Annotated in this window: 1 protein-coding gene; it reads right to left on the bottom strand. The window is 38.9% G+C overall.

The features are described 5' to 3' along the window. Positions 1-1,675: C80 family cysteine peptidase (locus BBROOKSOX_RS10710; RefSeq protein WP_139661762.1), on the bottom strand; the 1,675-nt coding region annotated here is incomplete at both ends.

Below are 1,675 nucleotides of genomic sequence, written 5' to 3'. Positions count from 1 at the left end.
GGTCCCAGTCTTGGAGTTTTTTGTCGTTGTGGGGTTGGGTTTCGGCTAGGTGTGGAGGAGTACGCACAATCACATCTGAGTCTTGGGGTGTTTTTGATAGCCATTCTGCGAGTGCACCGCTTGCTATTTCTTTACGCACGGTAATGGTAACTTTATATTTGTCAGACAGCGCTTTAACCAGTTCCAGATAATGACCAGGATTTTCTGTAGTAGATACTATAATGTCTATATCCGCAATAGATTGCTGGGTAACTTGAGATATAAGGTCTAAGTTTTTCAAAGTCTCCCTTGTCGTAGGATGATCTTCACCCTCATGCAAAATTCTAACACTAATGTCAGCATCAAAATCATCACCTTGAAACATTAAGTGTTGTTGGTTTGACTCTAATCTTCCGAGTTCTAGAATTGCCATTACATTTTTTGACATAAGAGGATCTTTGATAAAGCGTGTATCACCCTTAACTATTCTTACCCCAGAATCTCTATTGCGAGCAGCTAACGATACTTGAGCGTCTTCAGAGTCAGAGTACACCACAACACTTGCATTAAGGCGTCCACCAAAATTATCTAAATTTTGCATTTGTTGCAACACATTACCCTGAGCAAACCAGTCGTTATCTTTTGGTGTTTTGATGCTGAGGTGTGCTATGGAGGCACCTGAAGGTAGTATATCTTTAAACTGATGTAACATTTCTTCAGTTTCACTAAAACTTTCAGCTTTAACAAAAACTTTTAACGCACCTTGTAATTCACTAAGGCGTTGATTGCCGTAAATGCGTTCTATTTTTGGACTGCCATCTTTATCAATAGAAAGACTAACATCGTAATGCTCGTCTGTATAAGAATCCACAGGGATTATTTCACCTTTTTCATTAAATGCGTAAGTTTTTTTAAGGGCGTTGGAGCGATATTTTCTAGAAACGCCTTCTGAATCTAACATAATTTTTCTGCCATCCGCACCAACTCTTACATCGGCAAGTCTGACACTTACCTTGGTGTTACTTACCCCTTTTTTTCGCAGCTCAGGTAGAAATCTTTCTACATAGCCACCTCCTAAATTACAGGCAATCAAACTGACTTTCCTTACGACAGAACCCTCACCAGTAGCCCGATCTATAATGCTAATATGTTCGGCAATTTCCTCAATGCTTCTACTTATAATACCTTCTGAATCACCATGTGCATTGATTACAATCTTAATATCACCTTTTGGTATTCGATCTAATTTAAGTCCATATACAACTTTGTAATTACCATTTTCATCCATATGGACAATAGTGGTATTGTCTGGATATTTTCCTGCCAGTCGTAACTCATCTCTAATTAGGGCAGGATTATTTTCTATTGTTATAATAATTTGGCGTTTGTATCCTACAAATGGATCTGTAATGTCGCCCTGACTTATGTCGCTTATGTTGCTTACATTCCATTTCTCAAGTTTAGCTTGGGATTCCTTGGCCACTCGAATCTCATGTTCTATAGCCGATATGTCGTGTTTTAATTGTTCATGCATTTCAGAACTGCGACTTGCAAGACTCAATAACCACTTATGTGTCCTCCCTAATTTTTTAACTTTATCACCAACTTCCAGCACTTTAGTTGCTTCGTATTTTTCACGCACAAGTAGTACGGACTGTTGCACGGACTGTTCTGTTCTTCTCAAGTCTTGAGCTTC

Source organism: bacterium endosymbiont of Bathymodiolus sp. 5 South (assembly GCF_900128535.1).
Classification (GTDB): domain Bacteria; phylum Pseudomonadota; class Gammaproteobacteria; order PS1; family Pseudothioglobaceae; genus Thiodubiliella.
This window is presented reverse-complemented; position numbering and strand designations above follow the sequence as displayed.